The organism is Rhodanobacter sp. FW021-MT20 (genome assembly GCF_041107475.1).
Lineage (GTDB): Bacteria > Pseudomonadota > Gammaproteobacteria > Xanthomonadales > Rhodanobacteraceae > Rhodanobacter_A > Rhodanobacter_A glycinis.
The window spans coordinates 113,634-136,871 of sequence record NZ_JBGBPX010000012.1 but is presented as its reverse complement, the minus strand read 5'-3'; the positions used below and the strand labels follow the sequence as shown (position 1 = coordinate 136,871).

The 23,238-nt window shown below is 65.8% G+C and carries 15 protein-coding genes and 1 riboswitch; of the genes, 13 read left to right on the top strand and 2 right to left on the bottom strand.

Annotation, left to right across the window (positions count from 1 at the left end; all coding sequences use genetic code 11):
• The first annotated feature begins 139 nt into the window (after positions 1 to 139).
• The 4 genes from metF (at position 140) to AB7849_RS13580 (ending at position 3,841) form a co-directional block, all read left to right on the top strand.
• On the top strand, positions 140 to 964 hold the full coding sequence (metF, locus tag AB7849_RS13595) for a methylenetetrahydrofolate reductase [NAD(P)H] (protein WP_008213984.1): 825 nt from the start codon (positions 140 to 142) through the stop codon (positions 962 to 964).
• Positions 965 to 995: 31 nt separating this feature from the next.
• Entirely contained in the window at positions 996 to 1,580 is a 585-nt protein-coding gene (locus AB7849_RS13590) for a DUF4124 domain-containing protein (protein WP_008213986.1), read from the top strand.
• Between the two features lie 52 nt (positions 1,581 to 1,632).
• Complete coding sequence (locus AB7849_RS13585) at positions 1,633 to 2,550, top strand: branched-chain amino acid transaminase (protein WP_008213988.1); 918 nt, start codon at positions 1,633 to 1,635, stop codon at positions 2,548 to 2,550.
• Positions 2,551 to 2,875: 325 nt separating this feature from the next.
• Complete coding sequence (locus tag AB7849_RS13580; RefSeq protein ID WP_369501168.1) at positions 2,876 to 3,841, top strand: glutathione S-transferase family protein; 966 nt, start codon at positions 2,876 to 2,878, stop codon at positions 3,839 to 3,841.
• Positions 3,842 to 4,125: 284 nt separating this feature from the next.
• Here AB7849_RS13580 and ahcY read toward each other — a convergent pair whose 3' ends face one another.
• On the bottom strand, positions 4,126 to 5,559 hold the full coding sequence (ahcY, locus tag AB7849_RS13575; protein ID WP_369501167.1) for an adenosylhomocysteinase: 1,434 nt from the start codon (positions 5,557 to 5,559) through the stop codon (positions 4,126 to 4,128).
• A gap of 35 nt (positions 5,560 to 5,594) precedes the next feature.
• Positions 5,595 to 5,674, bottom strand: a riboswitch (S-adenosyl-L-homocysteine riboswitch).
• A 486-nt stretch (positions 5,675 to 6,160) separates the two neighbouring features.
• Here ahcY and ppc point away from each other — a divergent pair.
• Entirely contained in the window at positions 6,161 to 8,896 is a 2,736-nt protein-coding gene (gene ppc / locus AB7849_RS13570; protein WP_008207891.1) for a phosphoenolpyruvate carboxylase, read from the top strand.
• 19 nt (positions 8,897 to 8,915) lie between these two features.
• Here the strand turns inward: ppc and AB7849_RS13565 are convergent, their stop codons facing one another.
• Entirely contained in the window at positions 8,916 to 9,779 is an 864-nt protein-coding gene (locus AB7849_RS13565) for an aldo/keto reductase (protein ID WP_369501165.1), read from the bottom strand.
• Between the two features lie 166 nt (positions 9,780 to 9,945).
• Here AB7849_RS13565 and AB7849_RS13560 point away from each other — a divergent pair, with 166 nt between their 5' ends.
• The 8 genes from AB7849_RS13560 to AB7849_RS13525 all read left to right on the top strand — a co-directional run bounded on the left by AB7849_RS13560 (position 9,946) and on the right by AB7849_RS13525 (position 23,216).
• The gene (locus AB7849_RS13560) at positions 9,946 to 11,226 is read left to right on the top strand and encodes an efflux RND transporter periplasmic adaptor subunit (protein WP_237711739.1); all 1,281 of its coding nucleotides are present in this window, start codon (positions 9,946 to 9,948) and stop codon (positions 11,224 to 11,226) included.
• Between the two features lie 154 nt (positions 11,227 to 11,380).
• Positions 11,381 to 12,145: an ABC transporter ATP-binding protein gene (locus AB7849_RS13555; RefSeq protein WP_037098027.1), complete on the top strand. Its 765-nt coding sequence runs from the start codon at positions 11,381 to 11,383 to the stop codon at positions 12,143 to 12,145.
• Positions 12,142 to 14,589: an ADOP family duplicated permease gene (locus AB7849_RS13550; RefSeq protein ID WP_369501164.1), complete on the top strand. Its 2,448-nt coding sequence runs from the start codon at positions 12,142 to 12,144 to the stop codon at positions 14,587 to 14,589. The genes AB7849_RS13555 and AB7849_RS13550 overlap by 4 nt, the downstream gene beginning before the upstream one ends.
• A gap of 3 nt (positions 14,590 to 14,592) precedes the next feature.
• Positions 14,593 to 17,043: an ADOP family duplicated permease gene (locus AB7849_RS13545; protein WP_369501163.1), complete on the top strand. Its 2,451-nt coding sequence runs from the start codon at positions 14,593 to 14,595 to the stop codon at positions 17,041 to 17,043.
• Entirely contained in the window at positions 17,043 to 19,451 is a 2,409-nt protein-coding gene (locus AB7849_RS13540) for an ADOP family duplicated permease (RefSeq protein WP_369501162.1), read from the top strand. Before AB7849_RS13545 ends, AB7849_RS13540 begins: the two co-directional genes overlap by 1 nt.
• A 56-nt stretch (positions 19,452 to 19,507) precedes the next feature.
• Positions 19,508 to 20,242: a hypothetical protein gene (locus tag AB7849_RS13535; RefSeq protein ID WP_008207913.1), complete on the top strand. Its 735-nt coding sequence runs from the start codon at positions 19,508 to 19,510 to the stop codon at positions 20,240 to 20,242.
• A 249-nt stretch (positions 20,243 to 20,491) separates the two neighbouring features.
• Positions 20,492 to 21,883 carry a sigma-54-dependent transcriptional regulator gene (locus AB7849_RS13530; protein ID WP_008207915.1) on the top strand — a complete coding sequence of 464 codons (1,392 nt, stop codon included), beginning with the start codon at positions 20,492 to 20,494 and terminating at the stop codon, positions 21,881 to 21,883.
• On the top strand, positions 21,867 to 23,216 hold the full coding sequence (locus AB7849_RS13525) for a sensor histidine kinase (protein WP_008207917.1): 1,350 nt from the start codon (positions 21,867 to 21,869) through the stop codon (positions 23,214 to 23,216). Before AB7849_RS13530 ends, AB7849_RS13525 begins: the two co-directional genes overlap by 17 nt.
• Positions 23,217 to 23,238: the final 22 nt, after the last annotated feature.

Here is a 23,238-nt window from a genome sequence, read left to right as displayed (position 1 = left end):
GGAAGTCATGGCCTGGTGGAGCGGTGGGCGGCGCGTCGGGCACTGGCCCGCAAGGCATGGCGAATCGTCATAAGCTTTAATATCGCTTCATCGCGAACAAGAGATATACTTCCCGTGACCCCACCCGGAACGCGCCGCGATGCCGTCGATCAGCTTCGAATTCTTCCCGCCCAAGACCGATGAACAACGCGCCCAGCTCGATCGCGTGGCCGCCGCACTGCAGCCCGCGGCGCCCGAATACGTGTCGGTGACCTTCGGCGCGGGTGGTTCCACGCTCAGCTATACCTCCGACACCGTGCGCGGACTGCACCAGCAGCACGGTTTCCACGTCGCGCCGCATTTGTCGTGCATGGGTGGCAGTCGCGCGGAGATTGCCGCGCTGCTGGACGAGTACCGTGCCGCCGGTTACCGGCGCATCGTGGCGCTGCGTGGCGACTTGCCCTCGGGCATGGCCACGGCCGGCGATTTCCGCTATGCCGCCGAGCTGGTTCGTTTCATCCGCGAGCACTCGGGCGATCATTTCCACGTCGAGGTGGCGGCCTATCCGGAGACCCACCCGCAGGCGGAAGACGCGCTGGTGGACTTGCGCCACTTCAAGGCCAAGATCGACGCTGGCGCGAATGGCGCGATCACGCAGTATTTCTTCAACCCCGATGCTTATTTCCGCTTCGTCGATGACGCGCAGCGCCTGGGCGTGAAGGTGCCGATCGTGCCGGGCATCATGCCGATCACCAACTACAGCCAGCTCAAACGCTTTTCCGACGCCTGTGGCGCGGAGATCCCGCGCTGGATCGCCAAGCGCATGCAGGCGCATGGTGACGATGCGGCCTCGATCCGCGCGCTGGGTGCGGAGGTGGTGGCGCAGATGTGCCTGCGCCTGCTCGATGGCGGAGCGCCGGGGCTGCACTTCTACACGCTCAATCGCGCCAGGGCGACGCTCGCGGTGCTGGAACGGCTGCACTGATCCGCGCCGGCGCACAGGCTATGCTTGCCTGATGCGCACGCGTGCCCTCCTGTTGCTGCTTCTCCTGCCCCTGCTTCTTTTGCCGACGGGCACGGCACTGGCGCAGAACGCCATCCATCGCTGCGTGGATGCCAACGGCAACCCGGTGTTCACCGACCGCACCTGCGCGTCGCAGCAGGCCACGCCGGTAGCGCCGAGCGCTGCTACGGCAACCGGCACGCAAGCGCCGATGCCGCCCGCCACGCTCTGTGCCGCCTCGCTGCCTGCCTTGAAACAGGCGGTGATCGATGCCTTTGCCGGCCGCGACCCGAATCGGCTGGCCGGTCTGATGTTGTGGGGCGGCTATGGCCATCATGCGGTGGTGGCGGATATCCGCTCACTGGGGCAACTGATGCGGCAACCGTTGCTTGGCATCCGTGTGGTCGGGGGCGACGACGGGGACGCCGACGACACGACGGCATCGGCGGACGGGATCACCGGCGAGCCGTCGGCTGCCGCGCCGGTGGCGCCGGCCTTGATATTGAGCACTTCCGATGTCGGCGGTGGCCCGCCGCAGCAGTCCACGTTCCCGGTGGTGGCTCGCGCCGGGTGCCTGTGGCTGCGTCCGCCCGGCTGATCGCCAAGCCTGCGGTCGCGGTATCATGGGCGGTCCCCCACGGAGAACCGACATGGCGCAGCAATATCCCGACTGGATCTGGCAGAACGGCGTGATCAAGCCGTGGGCCGAAGCGACTACCCACGTGATGGCGCATGCGCTGCATTACGGTTCCTCGGTGTTCGAGGGCATCCGCAGCTATGCCACGCCCGATGGTGCGGCGATCTTCCGCCTCACCGACCATCTGAAGCGGCTGTACCAGTCGGCCAAGATCTACGACATGCAGCTGCCCTACAACCAGGACGAGCTGGCCGCGGCCTGCCGCGACGTGGTGAAAAAGAATGGCCTGACCGCCGCCTATTTGCGTCCGGTGGCGTATCGCGGCCTGGGCGGTTTCGGCCTGTCCGCCGAAACGCCGATCGACGTGGCCGTGGCCGCGTGGCCGATGGGTCCGTATCTCGGGCCAGAGGCGCTGGAACATGGCATCACCGCCTGCGTGTCAAGTTGGCAGCGGTTCGCACCGAACACCATCCCGGCCGGCGCCAAGGCCGGCGGCAATTACCTTTCCGGCCAGCTGATCGCGCGCGAGGCACGTCGCCTCGGCTTCGGCGAAGGCATTGCGTTGGCCTCCACCGGCCTGCTCAGCGAAGGCGCGGGCGAGAACCTGTTTCTGGTCTTCGACGGCGTGCTGCACACCACCCCGGCCAGCGCCTCCATCCTCACCGGCATCACCCGTCATTCGCTGATCACGCTGGCGCGCGAAAACGGCATCGAAGTGATCGAGCGCGACCTGCCGCGCGAATACCTGTACCTCGCCGACGAAGTGCTGATGTGCGGCACCGCCGCCGAGATCACGCCGATCCGCGAGATCGACGGCAAGCAGATCGGCAACGGCAGCGCCGGCCGCGTCACTCGCCGCCTGCAGGAGCTGTTCTTCGGCCTGTTCAACGGCAAGACCAACGACCAGTGGGGTTGGCTGGAGTCGGTCTGATTCGATGAATCCTTCTCCCCTTCGGGGAGAAGGTGCCCCGAAGGGGCGGATGAGGGGCGGGTGCTCGCGTAAACATTGATCGACACCCGCTGCGAAAATGCGCTATCGCGAGATTGGCCCCTCACCCCAGCCCTCTCCCTGACGGGGAGAGGGAGACGTGCGGCGGCGACTCAGGTCGATCTGCGCGAGTGTCTGGCTACTGCAACGTTGGACATCACGCGCTCGGATAGCCGTGCCGGCAAGCCCATAAGGCTTTTGGTCATCGACCACTTGAACCATCCCCGGTGACCTCCATGGTTGTGCGTTCACACAAGGAGGATGGGCGATGATCGAGCTGTACAAGCTGCAGTGGTCGCATTACGTGGAAAAGGTGCGCTGGGCGCTGGATTTCAAGAAACTGGATTGGCGCGGCATCGACGTCGTCGCGTTCACCAAGAAGGAAATCCGGCATTTCGACTGCGCGCAAACCTTCCCGCTGATCCGCGATACCCGTACGGGCGTGACGATGAGCGATTCCTCGCCGATCATCCGCTATCTCGACGAAACCTATCCGCGGCATGCCTTGCTGCCGGCGGATCCGGTCGAACGGGAAGCCGCATGGCAATGGATGCTGCGACTGGATTCGACGCTCGGATTGCATGCGCGGCGTCTCGGCTACACGCAGATCATCATGGAATGCCCGACGATCCTGGCGCAGTTGTTCATGCCGGACGTGTGTGGCGGGCTGTTCGCCCGCCGCGGCTGGCGTGCCTTGGCCGCGCCGGTACTGGGCACCTTGCTGACGCTGCGCTTCCGCTTCCACCGCAACCGCGAGGATGGCGTGTACGAAGCGCTGGAGGCGCAGTTGTTGCCGATCGCCGCACAGCTGGAGCGGGATGGCTTTTTGGTGGGCGGACGCTTCAGCGCGGCGGATATCACCCTGGCGTCGCTGCTGCGGCCGCTGCGCATCGTGCCGCATTTCGTGCAACACCCGCGGCTGCAGTCGTTGTTTGCCTGGCAGGAACGGTTGTTCCGCGAACATGGTCGGGAAGCGGCTTTTCCGTACGAGGCGATGGTCCGCGCAAAGCGTGAACGCAGCCGTCGCTGGCGCGCTCGGGTCAGCTGGATGCACGCGGGTCGCGTGGTGGCCAGCGCGGCTGACGGGGTGGCGGATCGACAGGTGGCGCAGAACGACATTCATCCGAACAGTCGCTGGATGCTGCTGTTCGGGTTGCCAGCCTATCTGAAGTTGCGCTGGTTCAGTGGCGTGGCACGCGAGCGTTATATGTCGGTGGTGTCAGTCGTGGGCTGAGCGGCTGTCGGTGAGCGTGGTGGAGCGGCTTGAAATCCTTCTCCCCTTCGGGGAGCACGCGGGGAGACGCCATGGATGGCGTCGGCTTTGAGGAGCGAGGAAGGTGCCCGAAGGGCGGATGAGGGGTGGGTGCTCGCGGAGATGATGATCGAAGCGTGCTTTGATCATGGGCACTCGCAAGAGTGGCCCCTCACCCCAGCCCTCTCCTCGCTCCTCAAGGCCGGCGCCATCCATGGCGCCTCCCCGCGTACCCCTAAGGGGAGAGGGATAAAGGCAACGGCTACTCAGTAGCGGTAATGATCCGGCTTGTACGGACCTTCCACCGGCACGCCGAGGTAGGCGGCCTGGTCGGCGGTGAGCTTGGTGAGCTTCACGCCGATCTGCTCCAGGTGCAGGCGGGCGACTTCTTCGTCGAGCTGCTTGGGCAGGCGGTAGACGGTTTTCTCGTAGACGTCCTTGTTCTTCCACAGGTCGATCTGCGCCAGCGTCTGGTTGCTGAAGCTGTTGGACATCACGAAGCTGGGATGGCCGTGGGCGCAGCCCAGGTTCACCAGGCGGCCTTCGGCCAGCATGTAGATGCTGTGCTTCGACTTGGCGAAGGTGTAGCGGTCTACCTGCGGCTTGATCGTCTCGCGGCTGACGCCGTCGGCGGTGTTGAGCCGGTCGATCTGGATCTCGTTGTCGAAGTGGCCGATGTTGCAGACCAGCGCGTTGTTCTTCATCGCCGCCATGTGCTCCAGCGTGATGATGTCCTTGTTGCCGGTGGTGGTGACGTAGATGTCGCCGATGCCGAGGGTCTCTTCCACGGTGGTGACCTGGAAGCCCTCCATCGCCGCCTGCAAGGCGTTGATCGGGTCGATCTCGGTGACGATCACGCGGGCGCCGAAGCCCTTCAGCGAATGCGCGCAGCCCTTGCCCACGTCACCATAACCGCACACCACGGCCACCTTGCCGGCGACCATCAGGTCGGTGGCGCGCTTGATGCCGTCGGCCAGCGATTCGCGGCAGCCGTACAGGTTGTCGAACTTGCTCTTGGTCACCGAGTCGTTGACGTTGATCGCCGGCACCAGCAGCTTGCCCGCTTCCATCATCTGGTAGAGGCGGTGCACGCCGGTGGTGGTTTCCTCGGAGACGCCCTTCCAGCTGGCGGCCACGGTCTTCCAGAAACCGGGGCGTTCCTTGCGGGTCAGCTTGAGCAGGTCCTTGATCACCTGTTCCTCGTGGTTGGCGCCGGGCTGGTCGACCCAGTCCGAACCGTCTTCCATTTCCACGCCCTTGTGGATCAGCAGCGTGGCGTCGCCGCCGTCGTCGACGATCAGTTCGGGACCTTGCATGCCGGGATGGGTGAGCATGTCCAGCGTGCACGCCCAGTATTCCTCCAGCGTCTCGCCCTTCCAGGCGAACACCGGGACGCCGCTGGCGGCGATGGCGGCGGCGCAGTCGTCCTGGGTCGAGAAGATGTTGCACGAGGCCCAGCGCACCGAGGCGCCCAGCGCGCTCAGCGTCTCGATCAGTACCGCGGTTTCCTTGGTCATGTGCAAGGAACCGGACAGGCGCACGCCCTTCAGCGGCTGCTGCGGCGCGTAGCGGGCACGGATCTGCATCAGGCCGGGCATTTCCTCTTCCGCCATGCGGATGCGGCGACGGCCCAGCTCGGCCAGGGCAATGTCGCGAACCTTGTAATCGTTCGCGGCGGTGTCTTGGGTAACAGCGTTCATTGAATATCTCCGGGTTTGCCAGCGAGCAAGTGCTGGCCATCCGGGCGCCGTTGGAACGGGAAGCGTCCATCGAGCCTGGCCGTCTCTGTGCACGGTCGCAGCGCCCCTCGATGGGAAGGGACCATTGTACCGTTATGACAAGATGGAAGGAGCGGCGCCGCAGAAATTCGGTAGGCTAGGAGCGTGGGCGGTAGAAATCTTCCGGGCTGCAGAAGTAGCTGCGTGGTCCATATTTCCGTCGCTTCTTGGCCCATAGAACCACTATGGGCCGGCGAATCGTCGAAAATCTGTCCTCACGCAGCCACTTTTTCGCCTCGAAAGTTTCTACCGCCCACGCTCCTGGAGGGTCTGTCGGTTCAGCGCTTGGCCGATCCGCGACATTCGGCGCCGCCGCACGGCTTCCGCCGAATTCTCGCAACGACCACGCCGGGTTCGACATACTCGTCAAAGCAGTTCGTATTCAAGCCATCATGGCCGCATCCCGGCACAGGCCGGGGTCCAGGGTTTTCGTGCCACTTCGCTGGCGCTGGATTCCAGCGTTCACTGGAATGATCGACCGATGGCTTGCCCGGTTCATCCCCTTCAGTTACCGGAGCCATTGATGGAAGCCAGCAGCACCCCCGATTTCCTGCCGCACGACGGCCCCTTGCGTGAAGACGTCCATCAGCTCGGCGCCCTGGTGGGTCGCATGCTGGCCGAACAGGGCGGCGAGAAATTCTTCCATCGGGTGGAGCAGGTGCGCACCGCGGCGATCCGCCGACGCCGCGAAGGCGAGGCGGTGGATGGGCTGGCGAGCTCGCTGGCCGGTCTCGAAGCGGACGCTGCCGAAGCGCTGGCTCGCGCCTTCGCCACTTATTTCCATGCCGTGAATACGGCCGAGCGGGTCCATCGCATCCGCCGTCGCCGCGACTACCAGCGTGCTGGCGGCGCGGCGCAACCCGAATCGCTGCTTGACGTACTCACCCGGCTGAAGGCGCAGGGCGTGCAAGCGGACGAGTTGCTGGAATGGCTGCCGAAACTGCAGGTCGAGCCGGTGTTCACCGCGCATCCCACCGAGGCGGTGCGCCGCTCGCTGCTGGAAAAGGAACAGGCGGTGGTGCGCGCGCTGGTCGACGATTTCGATCCCACCCGCACGCCACAGGAACGTGCCGGCGACGAGGACCGCATCTACATGGCGTTGTCCTCCGGCTGGCAGACGGCCGAGGCCTCGCCGATCCGGCCCACCGTGCAGGACGAACACCACCACGTGGGCTTCTACCTCGCCAACCCGCTGTACCGGGTGGTGCCGGCGCTGTACGAGGCGCTGGCCGATGCGCTGCAACAGGTTTATGGCGTGGCCGTGCCGCTGCCGCGCCTGCTCAGCTTCGCCACCTGGGTCGGCGGCGACATGGATGGCAATCCCAATGTGGGCGCCGACACCATTGCCGCCAGCCTCGCCACCCAGCGCGCGCATGTGCTGGAACGCTACGCGGATGACGTGACTGCGCTGGCGCGGTTGTTGAGCCAGACCGAAGGTCGCGTGGGCGTCGACCCACGGCTGGCGGAACGGCTGGCCGACTATCGCAAGCGCTTTCCGCAGGCCGCGGCGCAGATTCGCCCGCGCCATGCCGACATGCCGTACCGCAGCCTGCTCACCCTGATCGCCGCCCGGCTGCAGGCCACGCACGAGGACGATCATGCGGAAGGCTATGCGTCCGTGGATGAATTGCTCGATGACCTGCAACTGATCGATGCGAGCCTGGTCGAACATCACGGCCTGCATGCCGGCGCCTACGCGGTGCGGCGATTGATCTGCCGTGTGCGCAGCTTTGGCTTCCACCTTGCCCGGCTCGACGTGCGGCAGGATTCACGCGTGCATGACGATGCACTGGCGGCATTGTTCGGTGATGCACAGTGGAACACGCTCGATGCCGGCCAGCGTGCCGACCGTTTGCGCCCTTATGCCAGCGGCGAGCAGGCGTTCAAGGCCAGCGCCGACGAAACCGTCGCGCGCCTGCAGGCGGTCTTCCGCACGCTTGCCGACACGCGCCAGCGTTACGGCGTGGACGCCACCGGCCTGTACATCATCAGCATGGCGCGCACCGCCGCGGATGTGCTTGCGGTGCTGGCGCTGGCGCGGCATGGCGGCTTTGCCATTGCTCCCTCCGCCGAAAAGGCAGGAGAGGGCGGGCGCATCGTGCCGCTGGATATCGCGCCCCTGTTCGAAACGGTGGACGATCTGAAGAACGCGCCGGCCACCTTGCGGGCCTTGCTCGACGATCCGGTGTATCGCAGTCACCTGCGCACCCGCGGCGACATGCAGTGGGTGATGCTCGGCTATTCCGACAGCTGCAAGGATGGCGGCACCCTGGCCTCGCGCTGGGGCTTGCAGCGCGCGCAGGTGGAGTTGCTGGACGTGGCCCGCGCGGCCGACATCCGGCTGTCGTTCTTCCACGGTCGTGGCGGCTCGGCCAGTCGCGGCGGCGCGCGCATGACGCCGGCGCTGATGTCCTCGCCGCGTGGCGCGGTGGCGGGCGTGTTGCGCGTCACCGAGCAGGGCGAGGTGATCCACCGCAAGTACGGCATCCGCGCGCTGGCGCTGCGCAATCTCGAACAGACCGTGGGCGCGGTATTGCGCGCCAGTCTGCGTCCACGCGAGGACGACCCGCGCGAAGAGCAGTGGCGCGAACACATGAACGTGCTCGCCGCGCGCAGCCGCGAAGCGTACCGGGCCTTCATCGATCGCCCCGGTTTCATCGACTATTTCCGCACCGCCACGCCGATCGACGTGATCGAACAGATGGCGATGGGCTCGCGCCCCGCGCGCCGACGCAGCATGCGCGGCGTGGAGGATCTGCGCGCCATCCCGTGGGTGTTTTCGTGGACGCAGTGCCGCTCGATCATTACCGGCTGGTACGGCCTGGGCAGCGCGCTGGAGCACGGCGCCGAGGTGATGGGCGAGGCGGCACTGGTGGAGATGGCGCGCGACTGGCCGTTCCTGGCCAATGCGCTGGACGACGTGGAAATGCTGCTGGCCAAGTGCGACCTCGACATCGCCGAGGCCTTCTCGAAACTGTCCGGCCCGTTGCACGAGGGCTTCTTCGGCCTGATCCGTGACGAATTCGAGCGCACCCGCCACTGGCTGTTGCGGCTCAAGGGCGCCAAGTCGCTGTTGCGCGACGATCCGCGGCTGGCGGTGTCGATCCGCCTGCGCAATCCCTACGTCGATCCGATGAGCCTGTTGCAGGTGGACCTGCTGCGCCGCTGGCGCGCCAGCGGCGGCGAGGACGAAGGGCTGCTGCGGGCGCTGGTGGCCTGCGTCAACGGCGTCTCGCAGGGTCTGCAGAACACCGGCTGAGCGCCGGTGTCCGGTCGGTTCAGTTGAGCGTGGCGGGATCCGGGCCGATCCGCGTGCCCGCATCGAGCGTCTGGATGGCAGCCATGTCCTCGCCGTCCAGGCGGAAGTCGAAGACCGCGATGTTCTCGCGGATTCGCGACGGCGTGACCGATTTGGGAAACACCACCAGGCCCAGTTGAACGTGCCAACGCAGGATTACCTGCGCCACGCTCTTGTGGTGCTTCTTCGCGATCTTCGCCAACACGGCGTTCTGCAGCAGGTCGCCGCGCGCCAGCGGACTCCACGATTCGGTGACGATGCCGTGCTCGGCATGCCAGGCGCGCAGCTCGTTCTGTTGCAGCAGCGGATGCAGCTCGATCTGGTTCACCGCCGGCACCACGCCGGTCTCGCCGACCAGGCGCTTCAAGTCCTCGACGCGGAAGTTGGAGACGCCGATGGAGCGGGTCCGCCCCTGTTGCCGCAACTCGATCATCGCCTTCCAGCTTTCCACGAAGCGGCCCTTGGCCGGGCATGGCCAGTGGATCAGGTACAGGTCGATGACCTCCAGCCCGAGCAGGCTGCGGCTCTGGTCGAAGGCGCGCAAGGTGCCGTCGCGGCCCTGGTCCTCATTCCACAGTTTGGTGGTGATGAACAGCTCCTCGCGATCAAGCCCCGATTCGGCGATGGCGTGGCCCACGCCTTCCTCGTTTCGGTAGATCGCCGCCGTGTCGATGTGGCGGTAACCGGCATCGAACGCGGTCAATACGCTCTCGGCGGTCTGCTCGACCGGCGTCTGGAACACGCCCAGGCCGAATTGCGGAATGGGGTGGCCGTCGGACATCGGGATGGAAGGCACGTTGGCGGGCATCAAGAACTCCTGCGGGTGGGTCGCACGCAGCATCATGGCCGATGTCATGTCATCGCGATGCGCAGGCCGGGCATGCGCGATGTGTTTGCGAGGGCGCGGCGAGCCGTCCGCTGGCGGACAGTGGCATCCGCAAACGGACAAAATGGCCTGCCGATGCCACGAAATGCCGGGGAGAACCCCTGTGCAGCAAGGCTTTGTTTGCATGGCACGGGTATTGCTGAAGCAGGGCATGGATATTGCCAATCCCATGCTGAAAATCCGCAAACGCCGCCGCCTGCAGTGGAGCGTGGCCGGTGGTGTGCTCGCGCTCGCCGCGCTGGTTGTGCTGGTGTTGCGGCTTGGCCCTGCGTTGCCCACCGCTGATCGCGGCAGCCTGTGGATCGACACGGTGCAACAGGGCGACATGCTGCGCGAAGTGCGCGCCACCGGCACCCTGGTGCCGCGCGAAATCCGCTGGCTGGCGGCGGCCACGCCGGCGACGGTGGAGAAGATCCTGGTCTGGCCGGGCACGCCGGTGCAGCCTGATACCGTGCTGATGCGGCTGTCCGACCCCACCGTGGAAGACGCGTTGAGCAACGCCCAGGCGCAGGTGGCTGCGGCCGAAGCCGACGTGGCCGCCAAGCGGGCCCAGATGCAGTCGCAATACCTCGACCAGCGCTCGGCGCTGGCGCAGGCGCAATCGGATTACGCCTCGGCCAAGGTCAAGGCCGACGCCGATGCCAAGGCGGAAAAGATGCAGCTGATCCCGCGCGTGCAGTTCGAGCAGGGCCAGATCGCCTTGAAGCAGTTGCAGCAGCGCGAACAGATCGAACAGCAGCGCGTGGCTGCGTTCGGCGGCAACATGCGGGCGCAGATGGCAGCGGTGCAGGCCGCATTGCAGCAGCAGCGCAGCAACCTGCAACTGCGCCAGCGCCAGGCCGACGCCTTGCAGGTGAAGGCCGGCATCGCCGGCGTGCTGCAGGAAGTGGCAGTGCAGGAAGGCGCACAGGTCGCCGCCGGTACCAACCTCGCGCGGGTGGCGCGTCCGGACGTGCTGATCGCGCGCCTGCAGGTGCCCGAGGTGCAGGCCAAGGACGTGGTGATGGGCATGCCGGTAAGCGTGGATACCCACAACGGCCTGGTCGATGGCAAGGTCGAGCGCATCGACCCCGCCGTGCGCAACGGCAGCGTGCAGGTGGATGTCACGCTCACCGGCAAACTGCCGCCCGGTGCACGCCCGGATCTTTCCGTCGATGGCCGCATCCGCATCGCCTTGCTGCACGACGTGCTGTCGGTGGGCCGCCCGGCGTTGGCCAAGGCCGACAGCGACCTCAGCCTGTTCCGCCTCGATGCCGGCAGCGATACCGCCACCCGCGTGCCGGTACGCATCGGCGCCGCCTCGGTCGACCGCGTGCAGATCCTGCATGGATTGAAAGCCGGCGACCAGGTGATCCTGTCCGACACCAGCCAGTGGGACAAATACGACCGCATACGAGTGAAATGACACCTGCCTGAACCCCTCTCCCTTTGGGAGAGGGGCAGGGGTGGGGGTACGGGCGAAGCGAAACGCGCCGCGGTACCCGAACCCTCATCCGGCCCTCCGGGCCACCTTCTCCCGGAGGGAGAAGGAAACCGACGAACAACGAGTGGACCATCTCATGACCGACACCGCTTCTGTCATCGCCCTTCACGACATCCGCAAAGTCTTCCAGACCGACGAAGTGGAAACCCATGCGCTCAGCGACGTGCATCTGGACGTGCGTCGTGGCGAGTACGTTTCCATCTCCGGTCCGTCCGGTTGCGGCAAGACCACCTTGCTGTCGATCCTTGGTTTGCTCGACACCGCCAGCAGCGGCAGTTACACGCTGAACGGCCACGATGTCGCCGGGCTCAACGCGGCACAACGCGCACGCATCCGCAACGCCGAGATCGGTTTCATCTTCCAGGCGTTCAACTTGATCGGTGACTTGAGCGTGCAGGAAAACGTGGAGTTGCCGCTCACCTATCGCGGCGGCATCGATGCCGGCGAGCGCCGCGCACGCGTGCAGGAAGCGCTGGAGCGCGTGGGCATGGCACACCGCATGCGGCATTACCCGGCGCAGCTTTCCGGCGGCCAGCAACAGCGCGTGGCGGTGGCGCGTGCACTGGTCGGCAAGCCTGCGATCCTGCTTGCCGACGAGCCCACCGGTAACCTCGACTCACGCAACGGCGAAGCAGTGATGGCCCTGCTCGCCGAACTGCACCAGGGCGGCGCCACCATCTGCATGGTCACCCACGATGCCCGCTACGCCGAATTGGCCCAGCGCAAGATCCGCCTGTTCGACGGCCGCGTAGTCGACGAAGACACCTTCGACCGCCTGCGCCGCGAAGACGAGCAGCGGCTCGATGCGCTGATCGGCCAGCACGTGGAAGTCGACGCATGAATATCTGGCTCGCCGAGATCTGGCGGGCCTGGCGCGCCAGCCTGCGCCGGCCCGGCTTTCTGCTGTTGGCGACCGGGGTATTGGCGCTCGGCATCGGTGCCAGCGTGGCGGTGTTCGCGTTGATCGAAGGAACCTTGCTGAAGCCATTGCCGTATCCGCACGCGCAGCAATTGGTGGCCGTGGGCATGATGACTGACGATGGTGCCGGGACATCCCCTGAGTTGCATCAGCACCTGGTCGGCATGCAGGGTGTCGAGTCCATCGGCATCGTGACGTCGCTGGCGCCGTCCAACGTGATGATCGGCGGGCGCCCGATGCAGGTCCCGACCATGTTGGTCGATCACGACTTGCTGCCTACGCTTGGTGTCCACCTGGCATTCGGGCGCAATTTCAGTGCGGCCGAGGATCAGCCCAACGGGCCGCCGGTGGTCATGCTTGGCTACGCGTTCTGGAAGAACCATTACGGCGGCAACCCCCAGATACTGGGTCAGAGCCTTGTGATCGAAGGCAAGCCGCACACCATCATTGGCGTGTTGCCGGCGGGCTTCGGCCTGCTGGGCCGGATATTCGATCTGACGGGCCAGATAGATGTGGTGCTGCCTACCGCACTGCCCGCGAACAGCCACGACGACGGCACCAACTACATGAGCGTGGCGCGCCTGGCGCCTGGCGTCGGCATCGCCGCGGTGTCGGCGCAGGTCAATGCGCGTGCGCGGGCGTTGTATGCCTCCGAATCCATGACAACGTCGCGAAAAAACTGGCTGGCGCAGCAGCATTTCACGGCGATCAGCCTGCAAAGCCAGATGCATGTCGTAGCGCGCGGCATCCTGCTGCTGTTCCAGGCCAGTGCCTTGCTGGTACTGCTGATCGCGTTGGTCAATCTGGGCAACCTGATGCTGCTGCGTTCGCTGGCTCGCGGGCATAATGGTGCCGTGCGCAGAGCCTTGGGTGCTTCGCTGTGGCGGCAAGTGTTACCGGCGTTGGCGGATGCCCTGCTGATTGGTGTGTGCGCCTCCCTTGTCGGGGTGCTGCTGGCTTGGGCGTCGCTGGACGTGTTGCGCCATGCCGTTTCCGCCGAATTGGTCGATTTGAACGCAGCGGTGCTGGACGGACGCACCATGTTGCTGGCGCTGATGGTTGGCGTGACGGCCGCACTGGTCGCCGCCGGACTGGGTGTATGGCGCAGTCGCAGGATGGGCGACATGGATCATCTGCGGGAGGGCGGACGTAGCGGCTTCGGGCGTACGGACCAACGACTGGGGCGTGTGCTGGTGGTCACCCAGGTCGCGTTGGCGACCGCGTTGCTGGTCGTTGCGGGCCTGTTTCTGCATGCACTGTATGACGCCGCGCATGCCCAACTCGGGTTCTCCGACCAGCGCATCCTGACCATGGAACTGGCACCGGTGAAGTCCAGCTACCCGGATGCCGCCAGCGTGCAGCAACTGGCGCAACAGGTGTTGGAGCAACTGCGTGGGCAGTCGGGTGTGGAAGCTGCGGTGGCCAGCACCAACCTGCCGGTGGGGCAGCAATTGAATCTCCCCATGCATGTTCCGGGCGGTGAGCCGTTCAACGCGCAATTTCGCGCCATCAGCCCGGGTTTCTTCCCGGCGTTTGGCATTGCACTGCGCGAGGGCCGCCCCTTTGATCAGGGCGACGTGCGCGGCGGTGAGGCGGTGGCCATCATCAACCGTGAGCTTGCCGATCACGTCTATGGCGGGCACGCCTTGGGCAAGATCATCGACGTCTATCAAGGCCCCGAGGGTGTCGAGGCGCGTATCGTGGGCGTGGTGGCAAACACCAGTCAGTACGGGCCACTCGGGCCGCAGCCACCCATCGTGTATCTGCCGCTGGCACAGACGCCGGACAAGCTGATTCAAGTGGTTCGTTCGTTCGAGCCGATGCGTTTCGCGATCCGCGTGCATGGCGATCCGCTGGCGTATCGCGATGTCATGCGCGAGGCCGTGGCGCGCGTGGCGCCAACGCAGCCGATCGCCAACATGCGTACATTGGCCTCGATTGTCGAAAGCACCACGGCTGACGCGCGGCTGGACCTGCTCTTGATCGGTGTGTTCGCCGTGATGGCGCTGGTACTGGCCAGTGCCGGCCTGTACGCAGTAATGGCGGTGTCGGTGGCCGCGCGCGAGCGCGAAATCGGCGTGCGCATGGCGCTCGGTTCCTCGGCATCGAGGTTGCTGGCCTGGGTGCTGCGTGGTGGCGTGATCCAGATCGGCATCGGGCTGGTCATTGGCGTGGTGCTGACTCTGGTCGCCGCACGTTCACTGCGCAAGCTGATGTTCGACACCCTGGGTACTGACAGTGCATTCGACCCCTGGACGCTGCTCGCCGTGGCCGTCTTGTTGCTCGTGGCCGGCGTATTGGCCTGCCTGCTGCCAGCATTGCGCGCGGCGCGGGTGGCGCCGATGCACGCCTTGCGCGGGGAGTAGAAGATGACCATTTGGCTCACCGAAATCTGGCGCGCCTGGCGTGCGAGTTTGCGCCGCCCCGGCTTCCTGCTGCTGGCCAGCGGCGTATTGGCGCTGGGTATCGGCGCCAGCGTGGCGGTGTTCGTATTGATCCAGAACACCTTGTGGCGGCCGCTGCCGCTGCCGCAGGCGTCGCGTGTGGCAGTCATCGGTCAGCTGGACGACAGTGGCAAGCTGAGCGCGGGTGGTATCTCGCTGCACGAGTACCAGTATCTGGGCCAGCTCGATGGCGTGGCTGCATTGGGGCTGGTGCATTTTGGCCTGAAGGCGAACATCGCCGGAGACGGTGTGCCGACACAGACCCCGGCGATCCTTATGGACCGCGGATCGCTGCCCGCGCTGGGCTTGCGGCCGGTGCTGGGGCGCAATTTTTCTGCAGCGGAAGATGCGCCGAACGGCCCGAAGGTGGTCATCATCGGTTACGGACTATGGCAGCGAGCGTACGGCGGTGATGTGCATGTGATCGGCCGCAGTGTGCGCATCGAGGGCGTGCCGCACACCATCGTCGGTGTGCTTCCGAAAGCCTTCAACACCGTACTGGGCCCAGGCGACGTGGTGCTGCCGATGGCCCTTCCGGTGCATAGTCGCAACTACGGCCACAGCGGCACCCTCGCCATCGCGCGGTTGGCGCCAGGTGTCAGCATCGCCTCGGTGTCGGCACAGGCCGACGCGCATGAGCGCACCATGTATCGCGACATGGGCATGGGTGGCAACTGGAAGAAACCGCGCTTCGGCGCGGAATCCCTCGCCGCGGCATTTCAGCAGGATGCGCGGCCGGTGTTGCTGCTGTTTCTGGCTTGTGCCGTGCTGGTGTTGCTGGTTGCACTGGTCAACCTGGTCAACTTGATGCTGTTGCGCGCGCTGGCGCGCAATCACGATGCGGCGGTACGCAGTGCGCTTGGCGCGCCGTGGTTGCGGTTGATGTTGCCGGCCCTTGGCGAAGGCTTGCTGGTGGGGGTGGGTGGCGCGTTGTTGGGTATGCTGCTGGCAACGGTCGGGCTGGCCTTGCTGCAGGATTTCATTCCCTCCGTGTGGTTGTGGGGTGGCCAATTGCACGTCGGCATGATGGCCTGGTTGCTGGCTTTCGTCGTGGGTTTGTTGAGTGCCTTGCTGGCCGCGGTGTCCGCCTTGTGGCGCAGCCGCAGCGTCCACGCGGTGAGTGAGCTGCGCGAAGGTGGTCGCAGCGGCATGGGCGTGCGCAGCGGGCGCTTCAGTCGGGCACTGGTGGTGGTGCAGGTGGCCATGGCTACGCTGGTGCTGTGCGCCGCAGGTGTGTTTGCGCATGCGCTCTATGCAGCCTCGCAACAGCCATTGGGTTACGCCGACAGCAACGTGCTGACTTTCGAGCTGACGCCAGTGCAGACCGACTATCCGGACCCCGCATCCGTGCTGTCACTGTCACGCCGACTGGTGCGGCGATTGCGTGCCATTCCGGGCGTGGCCACGTCGGCGGTCACGACCGCCTTGCCCACCAGTGACGGCATGTATGGGTCCTACAACAACGGCATGTATCTGCCGGATGGCAGCCACTTCGTGGCGCAGTTGGATGGCGTCGGGCCGGACTTCTTCACGCTGTTCGACATGCCGGTGCATGCGGGGCGAAATTTCACCCGCGACGACGTGCGTGGCGGTACGCCGGTGGCCATCGTCAGCCAGGGGCTGGCCGACAAGTATTACGGCGGACAGGCGCTGGGGCAGACGGTACGGGTGGGGATGGACAATCATCCGGACGTACTGGCACGCATCGTCGGGGTGGTGGGCGACACTTGGCAACGCGGGCCACTGCATCCGAAGCAACCGGTGGTCTACCTGCCGCTGGCGCAGATGCCGGAGTCGGTGTTGGCCATTCTTCGCGAATTCGAAGCGTTGCGCTTTGTCGTGCGTGGCCATGGCAACCCGAGCGATTGGCGTGCCGACGTGCGCAAGGCCGTTGCCGAGGTGGCGCCGAATCAGCCGATTGCCGAGCTGCGCACGATGCGCAGCATCGTCGAAAGCACCACCGCTGACGTGCGTTTGAACCTGCGATTGATCGGCATTTTCGCGGCACTCGCGCTGATGCTGGCCGCCGCCGGCCTGTACGCGGTGATGGCGGTAGCGGTGGCAGCGCGCGAGCGCGAGTTCGGGGTGCGACTGGCGCTGGGCGCGGCGCCGGCGCGCTTGCTGCGACTGGTGCTGCGTGGTGGCTTGCTGCAAGTCGCACTGGGTTTGGCGATCGGCGTGGCGGCGACCCTGGGCGTGTCACATGCCTTGTCCGCTGTGCTGATGGGATTGCTCGGCCGCGCAAATGCGTTCGATCCGGCCGTGGCGCTTGGCGTGGGTGTCGTGCTTATTTTGGCCGGCTTGCTGGCGTGCCTGATACCGGCGACGCGTGCCGGCCGCGTGCAACCGATGGATGCACTTCGAGGGGAAGGATGATGATCGTGCGCGAATGTCGCCAGGCATGGCGGCGGTTGCTCAGGCGGCCAGGGTATGCGTTGCTGTCGGTGGGCGTGCTGGGAGTGGGACTGGGCGTACTGCTGTTCCTGTTCGAGATGATCAACGACGTGATCCTGCAGCCGTTGCCGTTTCCGCAGGCCAGCAGAGTGGTGGCGGTGGGCGAGCCCACCCCCAACGGCATCAGTGAGATGGACAGTGACCAGTATCTGCAATTGCGCGGCAAGCTGCGCAGCATGGATCTGATGGGTGCGTATGGGAACGCCAGCATCAACCTCGATGGTGGTGCTGGTGCGACGCACTACGTGGGTAGCACGCTGACTGCCTCGATGATGAAGCTGCTGGGGGTCAAGCCGCTGTTGGGTCGCGGTTTCACGCCTGCCGACGACGCGCCCGATGCACCCCGTGTGCTGCTGCTGGATGAAGCTTTGTGGCGACATGCGTTCGCGGCGGACCCGCACATCATTGGCCGGGCGGTGCGGGTGAATGGCAAGTGGGCCACGGTGGTCGGCGTATTGCCTTCGGGCTTCATATTTCCGAGTGGTGATACGGAAGCCTGGATGCCGTTGCGCCTTCAGCCAGGCGAGCACGAATACATCGCCGTGGTCGCCCGCCTGGCTCCTTCGGTACAACTGGATCAGGCGCGGGCGGAGCTGAATGCGTGGGCTGGCCGACTACAACGCACGTTACCACCGGGGCAGCACGCGGAACGGTTGACGGTCTACCCCTTGTCGGTGAGTTTTGCGCCGCTGGATTTGCGCCGGTGGCTATGGCTGATGTTCGGTGCCGGCGCGGTGGTGATGCTGTTGGCGTGCATCAATGTGGCCAATCTGCAATTGGTTCAGACGCTGCAGCGGCGACACGAATTGGCCCTGCGCAGCGCGCTGGGCGGCAGTCGTGCGCGGCTGGTGTTCGGTGCCCTGGCCGAGAGCGTTTTGCTGGGTGCGGGGGCGTTGGCGGTGGCCCTGCCGATTACGCATGGATGTAGTTTCTGGATGCGTGTGACCTGGATGGCCAGTCACCCGGACTCGGTGCCTTTCGCGCACGGCATCGATGGCTGGGTGCTGGTGTTCGGTGCCGCGGTGGCCATGCTCAGTACTTCGTTGGCAGGGGGTATTCTCGCCTGGCGCGCGTCGCGGCCGGATCTGCAGGATGCCTTGCGCGATGGCAGCAAGGGTTCCGTCGGCGGCTTCGCACGCGTGGCGAAGATCATGGTGGTGGCCGAAGTCGCGCTTACCGTCGTGCTGTTGGTGGGGGCGGGTACCTTCGTGCGTGCGCTGGATACCTTGCTGGCGCAGCCGGCGGTGGGTACGTCGCATGCCGCGCAAGTACTGACGGCCAAGGTGGCGCTGCCGCCGCAACTGTATCGGGACGACGCGCAGCGCATCCGCTTTTTCGACAGCGTGGTCGAGCGCTTGCGGCAGAATCCGGACGTGGTCGACGCCACTGCTTCGGACACCGTGCCCAGCGCCATCCTCGGCAGCCACGAAGACGTTTCGCTGCCAGGCCAGCCGCAGCCTGCGGACGGTTGGCTGCGACCGCAGATGGGTATCGTTGATCCGCATTTTCTCGACACCTACGGCGTGCGCTTGCTCGAAGGCCGCTTTATCGATGCGCGCGATACGGCCGGCAGTGCGCCGGTGATTGTCATCGACGCGAAGATGGCCGCCACCCTGTGGCCGCACGAGGATGCACTCAATCGCAGGCTGGTGCTGTATCCCGGCCATCCATGGGCGAAGACGGTGACCGTGGTGGGCGTGATCGAGGCCTTGCAGCTCGACAGCATGGTGGAGAGATCGCGACCCGGCTTGCTGATGCCGCTCGATCAGGCGGCCACCATGTCACCCTTGCATGCCGTCGGGCTGGCCGTGCGTACTCGCGCCGATGCGGCGATTTTTGCATCACAGCTGACCGAGGCGGTGCATGGTGTCGATCCGCAAGCGGCCACCTATGCGGTATACAGCCAGGCCAAGGACATGGCGCTGGCGCGCGTGGGGTTGGTCGTGCTGACCGGCGTATTCAGCGGGCTTGGCCTGGTGGCGTTGCTGCTGGCGGCGGCCGGGCTATATGGCGTACTGGCGTTTTCGGTGGCACAACGCACGCGCGAGATCGGCATTCGTCGTGCGATCGGTGCAGGTCATGCGGCCATCGTGCGTTCGGTAGCGCGACAACTGGCGTGGCAACTTGGTCTCGGGCTGACCATCGGTTTTGCGCTGGCGGTGCCGTGGTCGAACCTGCTGTCCGACCCGAACCTGCGCACACAGGCACACGACCCCATGGTGTTCGTGCCGGTGTTGTTGCTGGTGATCGGAGTCTCCGCGACTGCGGCGCTGGTGCCGCTGCTGCGCGCGTTGCGGGTCGATCCTGCGGTGGCGCTGCGTTACGAATAAGCCGCACGAACAAGCCGTCGATTCCATTTCTGTCTTCCCACCGCAAGGAGTTCGCTGTGCCAAAGTTGCCGAAAACCTATCTGGGCGTTTACGCCACCGTGCTTACCGCTGCCTTCGCGGTATTGATCCTCACCGGTGCGCGTTCGCCGATGAACGCGAAGTTCGACAGCATCGACGTGCAGCGCATCAACGTACGCGAGCCGGACGGCACGCTGCGCATGGTGATCTCCGACCAGACCCGCTTTCCCGGCTTGATCCTGCATGGCAAGGAGTACCCGCATCCGCGGTCCCGTGCCGGCATGCTGTTCTACAACAACGAAGGCACCGAACAGGGTGGCTTGATCTTCGCCGGCAAGAAGGGGGCGGATGGCAACGTGTCCAGCGGCCTCAGTCTCAGCTTCGACCGTTACGAGCAGGACCAGCAGTTGCAGTTGATCGGCCTGGACCAGGACGGCCGCACTTACGCCGGCATGCAGGTGAATGATGTGCCAAGTCGGCCGATGGTGCAGGACATCCAGGAAAAGCCGAAGCTCGACGCGATGCCCGCCAAGGCGCGTGACGCACTGCTGGCCGAGCGCGAGAGCAAGAGCTACTACGGCGCTCCACGTTACTATGCCGGCAAGACCATGAGTGACAGCTCGGTGGTGATGCTCAACGATGCCCATGGCAAGCCTCGCTTGATGTTGTTGGTTACGCCAGACGGCAAGGCCTCGATCCAGTTCCTCGACGCGCAGGGCAAGGTGCAGCGCACGTTGGCAGCGGACGGTGTGGAGAAGGCGGCAAAGGGCTAGGAGGGCTAGGGAGGGGCCTGGGTCATCGAAACCGGACAGGCATGGCAGCGGCCATCTTGCGGCAGGCTTGGCGCGGCGTTGAAAGACCGCGCCACTCCCCTGCATTGTGGGTGGAGCGCGAGCCTTCCGGGTGGCGGTAGCGCGTCCCTTGCGTTTCACCCGTCCGGGCTCCTCGGGCACTGCTTTTGCGTCGCCGGCCCGGTACGCTGTGTGCGGTTGCGGGCTTGATCCCACGGAGTTGTGTACGTGATGTCCGATTCGAAACCCACCGTTCTGCTGGCTGATGATCAGGCCGACGTGCGCGAGGCGCTGCGCCTTTTGCTGAAGGCCGAGGGTATCGCCAGTGTGGGCGTGGCCGATCCGGCGGCGGCGCTGGAGGCGGTACGCAAGCGGGAGTTCGCCTGCGCGCTGATCGATTGCAATTACAGCCGCGACACCACGTCCGGCGAAGAGGGGCTCGACTTGCTCGAACGCCTGCGCCAGCTCGCACCCGAGCTGCCGGTGGTGGCGATGACGGCGTGGGGCAACGTGCCGCTGACGGTGGAGGCGATGCGTCGCGGCGCCGCCGACTTTATCGAGAAACCGTGGAACAACGCGCGCCTGCTCAGCGTGCTGCGTGTGCAGATGGCGCTGGGCGAGGGGGCGCGCAAGCAGCGTCGGCTAGAGGCGGAGAACGCGTTGCTGCGTGGCGGCTCGGGCGACGCCTTCATCGCCGAATCCCCGGTGATGCGGCGCGTGCTGGCGATGGTGGATCGCATTGCCTCCAGTGATGCCAACGTGTTGGTGTTGGGCGAGAACGGCACCGGCAAGGGCGTGATCGCCGAGCGCATCCACGCGCTGTCGCCACGTGCCGCGCGTTCGCTGGTCAAGGTCAACATGGGCGGCATTGCCGAAAGTGTGTTCGAGTCGGAAATGTTCGGTCACGTGCGTGGCGCCTACACTGACGCCAAGGGCGAGCGCATCGGGCGCTTCGAACTGGCCGATGGCGGCACGCTGTTCCTCGACGAGATCGGCAACGTGCCCGCCGCGCAGCAGCCGAAACTGCTGCGCGTGCTGGAGGACGGCGAGTTCGAGCGGTTGGGTTCCTCGCGCACGCAACGGGTGGACGTGCGACTGGTTTCGGCGACCAATGCCGATCTGGCGGCCGAGGTGGCGGAAGGGCGTTTTCGGCGCGACCTGATGTATCGCCTGAACACGCTGGAAGTGCGCCTGCCGCCGCTGCGCGAACGCGTCGAGGACATCCTGCCGCTGGCGCGCGCGTTCCTCGCACGCAGTGCCGCGCGCTATAGCCGCGACGGTTTGCAGTTGGCCGCGTCGGCCGAGCGTGCGCTGATGGCGTGGCGCTGGCCCGGCAATGTGCGCGAGCTGCAACATCTGATGGAGCGCGCCGCGCTGCTGGCCGAACACGATCAGGTCAGCGCCGGCGCGCTGTCCTTCGGTGCGCCGCCGGAACCGGTGCAGGATATCGACGGCATGACGCTGGAGCAGGCCGAAGCGTGGCTGGTGAAGCGCGCGCTGGAGCGCCACGATGGCAACCTGCAGCACGCCGCCGACGCGTTGGGCATCACTCGCCAGTCGCTGTATCGTCGGCTGGAAAAGCATGACCTGCGCGACGCCGACAACGATGACGCCACCGACTGAATCCCACGCGCAACGCGCCGGACGCATGCCGCGCTTCGAACGGCGCGTGTTGCTGGGCGGCCTGTTGGTCGCCGCGCCAGCGTGGTTGCTGGTGGGCGCGTTGCTGCTGTCCGGGCCGTGGAACGTCACATTGCGCTGGGCACTGCTGATTGTCGCTGCGGTGGTCACGCTGTGGCTGGCACGCTGGCATCACCGTCGCGTCAGCTATCCGCTGTACACCTTGTCCAGCCTGCTGGAAGCGTTGCGCCAGGGCGACTACAGCTTGCGCGGCGCCTCGAATAGCGTGCTAGGCGACGTGATCTACGACATCAATGCCCTGGCGGAACGACTGCAGCACGAGCGACTGGAGTTCGAGGAATCCTCGTATCTGCTGGGCAAGACGCTGGCCGCGCTGGACAGCGCGGTATTCGTGTTCGACAGCGAGCGACGCCTGCGCCTGGCCAACCCAGCAGCGCAGCAGTTGCTGGATGCGTCGCGTGATCGCGTATTCGGTCGGACTGCCGCCGAGTTGGGCCTGGAATCATTGCTTGATGGACCGGACACGCAATTGCTCGCGCGAACGTTCCCGGGGCGCAACGGTCGTTTCGAAGTGCGCCAGGCGGCGTTGCGCAGTGGCGGTCGTGGCGGCCGACTGCTGGTGATCAACGACGTCGGCCGTGTACTGCGCGAGGAGGAGCGCCAGGCCTGGCAGCGTCTGTTGCGCGTGCTCGGCCACGAGGTGAACAACTCGCTGGCGCCGATCCAGTCGATGGCCGGCACGCTGGCCACGCTGGTGGCACGCGAGCCGCTGCCCGACGATTGGCGCGAGGATTTTCAGGGCGGCCTGGAATTGATCGGTCATCGCGCCGAGGCGCTGGGACGCTTCCTGTCCAGTTACAGCCGACTGGCGCGACTGCCGCCCCCGCAACCACGCCCACTGGATCTGGCGGCACTGGTCGGCAAGCTGGCGAAGCTGGAGCAGCGCCTGCCGGTGCGGGTTGAACCCGGCGAATCGCTGGCCGTGCAGGCCGATGCGGACCAGCTCGAACAGGCGCTGATCAACCTGCTGCACAACGCGGTGGAAGCGGCCTTGACCACCGGCGGTGAGGTACGCGTGCGTTGGCATCGCGAAGCCGGACGCGCGATTGTGGCAGTCGAGGACGATGGTCCCGGTCCACCGTCCAGCGAGAACCTGTTCGTGCCGTTCTTCACCACCAAGCCCGGCGGCTCCGGCATCGGCCTGGCGCTGGCGCAACAGATTGCCGAGGCGCACGAAGGCGGCGTCAGCCTGCTTGCACGCGACGATGCCGCCGGCGCCGTCGCGCAGCTTTGGTTGCCGTTGCCGCCATTGTAGGAGCCCGCTCGCGGGCGATGCT

What these genes read in the sequence shown, in the direction of transcription:
- AB7849_RS13530 (WP_008207915.1), top strand. Translation starts at nt 20,492, where the DNA reads ATGTCCGATTCGAAACCCACCGTTCTGCTGGCTGATGATCAGGCCGAC.
- ahcY (WP_369501167.1), bottom strand. Translation starts at nt 5,559, where the DNA reads ATGAACGCTGTTACCCAAGACACCGCCGCGAACGATTACAAGGTTCGC.
- AB7849_RS13585 (WP_008213988.1), top strand. Translation starts at nt 1,633, where the DNA reads ATGGCGCAGCAATATCCCGACTGGATCTGGCAGAACGGCGTGATCAAG.
- AB7849_RS13550 (WP_369501164.1), top strand. Translation starts at nt 12,142, where the DNA reads ATGAATATCTGGCTCGCCGAGATCTGGCGGGCCTGGCGCGCCAGCCTG.
- metF (WP_008213984.1), top strand. Translation starts at nt 140, where the DNA reads ATGCCGTCGATCAGCTTCGAATTCTTCCCGCCCAAGACCGATGAACAA.
- AB7849_RS13555 (WP_037098027.1), top strand. Translation starts at nt 11,381, where the DNA reads ATGACCGACACCGCTTCTGTCATCGCCCTTCACGACATCCGCAAAGTC.
- AB7849_RS13590 (WP_008213986.1), top strand. Translation starts at nt 996, where the DNA reads ATGCGCACGCGTGCCCTCCTGTTGCTGCTTCTCCTGCCCCTGCTTCTT.
- AB7849_RS13540 (WP_369501162.1), top strand. Translation starts at nt 17,043, where the DNA reads ATGATCGTGCGCGAATGTCGCCAGGCATGGCGGCGGTTGCTCAGGCGG.
- AB7849_RS13580 (WP_369501168.1), top strand. Translation starts at nt 2,876, where the DNA reads ATGATCGAGCTGTACAAGCTGCAGTGGTCGCATTACGTGGAAAAGGTG.
- AB7849_RS13565 (WP_369501165.1), bottom strand. Translation starts at nt 9,779, where the DNA reads ATGATGCTGCGTGCGACCCACCCGCAGGAGTTCTTGATGCCCGCCAAC.
- AB7849_RS13545 (WP_369501163.1), top strand. Translation starts at nt 14,593, where the DNA reads ATGACCATTTGGCTCACCGAAATCTGGCGCGCCTGGCGTGCGAGTTTG.
- ppc (WP_008207891.1), top strand. Translation starts at nt 6,161, where the DNA reads ATGGAAGCCAGCAGCACCCCCGATTTCCTGCCGCACGACGGCCCCTTG.
- AB7849_RS13525 (WP_008207917.1), top strand. Translation starts at nt 21,867, where the DNA reads ATGACGCCACCGACTGAATCCCACGCGCAACGCGCCGGACGCATGCCG.
- AB7849_RS13560 (WP_237711739.1), top strand. Translation starts at nt 9,946, where the DNA reads ATGGCACGGGTATTGCTGAAGCAGGGCATGGATATTGCCAATCCCATG.